This window comes from Protofrankia sp. CiP1_Cm_nod3, assembly GCF_982290655.1.
Genome location: NZ_CEVIVD010000040.1, coordinates 32328 through 34014 on the forward strand (window position 1 = coordinate 32328; position 1687 = coordinate 34014).

Sequence of the window (1687 nt, forward strand, 5' to 3'; positions counted from 1 at the left end):
AGCCCAGCTTGGCGATGATGTGCTGCATCCAGGCGAAGTTCGCGTTGCCGGCCGGCGGGGTGCCGTAGCGCCAGCGCTGGTCGTCGACGGTGCGCGCCCAGTCGGACATGTTGAACGGCGGGTTCGCCAGGATGAAGTCGGCCCGCAGGTCCGGGTGCCGGTCGTTGTGGAACGTGTCGTCCCACCGGGAGCTCAGGTCGCCGGTGATGCCGTGGATGGCGAGGTTCATCTTCGCCAGCCGCCAGGTCCGCTCGTTCGACTCCTGCCCGTAGACGGCGATGTCGTCCTTGCGCGTGAGCCCGCGGTGCTCGGCGACGAACTTCTCCGCCTGGACGAACATGCCGCCCGACCCGCAGCACGGGTCGTACACCCGGCCGGAGTACGGCTCCAGCACCTCGACGAGCAGCTTCACCACGCTCGCCGGGGTGTAGAACTCACCGCCGCGCTTGCCCTCGGCACGGGCGAACTTCTCCAGGAAGTACTCGTACACCTCCCCCAGCACGTCCCGGGCCGACCGGGTCACCGCCTCCGCCGGGACGCCCGGCGCGGGTTCGGCGAACAGCGCGCCGTCCTCCCCCGGCGGGGGTGACGCCGACGGCGGGGCCGTCGTCCGGTGGCCGGTGAACCGGGCGTCGCCGAGCAGGTCGACGAGTTCGCCGAGGCGGCGCTGGTCGACGCTCTCGCTGTTGAAGATCCGTGGGAGGACGCCGGTGAGCGGCGGGTTCTTCTTCATCACCGCGTCCATCGCGGCGTTGAGCAGCTCGCCGATCCCGGCGCTCTTCGCGTTCGCCGCGATGAACTCCCACCGGGCCTGCTCCGGAACCCAGAAGACCCCGTGCCCGGAGTACTCGTCGGGGTCGTCGAGGAAATCCTCGACCCGCGATAGCGCGATCCCGTCGGCGAGCACGTCCTGGCGGATCTGTTCGCGCCGCTCGACGAATGCGTCCGAGACATACTTGAGGAAGATCAGGCCGAGGACGAAGTCCTTGTACTGGGCGGCGTCCATGGAGCCGCGCAGCTTGTCGGCCGCCTTCCACAGCGTCTCGCGCAACTCGGCCATGGTCGGCGGCCCGGCCGGAGCGGACTTCTTCCGCGGGGGCATATGTCTCCTCGGTGCTTCTCGATATCTCGATGTTCCGCTGCCGCGACGGCTCGGCTGCTCGGCTGCTCGGTGGCTCGGCTGCTCGGTGGCTCGGTGGTCGTCAGGGCCGGCGGGTCAGGGGCGCTGGCCGTCCGGGGCGGCGATCAGGGTCAGTGTGCCGTCCGCCAGCCCACCGATGGTGGTCCGGGCCAGCTCGTCCAGCATGCCGAGCTCGCACAGTAGATGAGCCCGGCGGGCGTCGGCGCGGGCGAGCAGGGCGTCGAGCCGGCGCACGACCGGCTCGGGCAGCGCGGCGACACACAGGTCCTCCAGCCGGCGTGGCGCGCGGACCGCCCCGGACGCGCGGCCGGCGGGCGCCGCGGCGGCCAGCAACGCGGCCAGCACCCGCGGGGTGAGAACGGCGCGCCCCGCGTCCGTCAGCCGCAGGCCGCGCGCGGGGAACTCGATGATCGAATAGCCGCTCTCATCGAGATGCGCCCCGAAACGAGGGCTGGTCGTGACGACGATGTCGCCGGGCTGGGTGAGCGCGGCACGCGGGTAGGCGCCGGCGAGAACGACCCGGTCGATCTGTCGGCCGCCGACGCG

At 71.7% G+C, this 1687-nt stretch carries 2 protein-coding genes; both read right to left on the reverse strand.

Annotation, left to right across the window (positions count from 1 at the left end; genetic code table 11):
• Positions 1-1102, reverse strand: a 1102-nt coding sequence (locus tag AC5LUJ_RS10420) for a class I SAM-dependent DNA methyltransferase (protein WP_493464840.1), incomplete at its 3' end; no start/stop codon positions are given.
• 114 nt (positions 1103-1216) lie between these two features.
• On the reverse strand, positions 1217-1687 hold a 471-nt coding region (locus AC5LUJ_RS10425; protein ID WP_493464841.1), incomplete at its 5' end, for a hypothetical protein.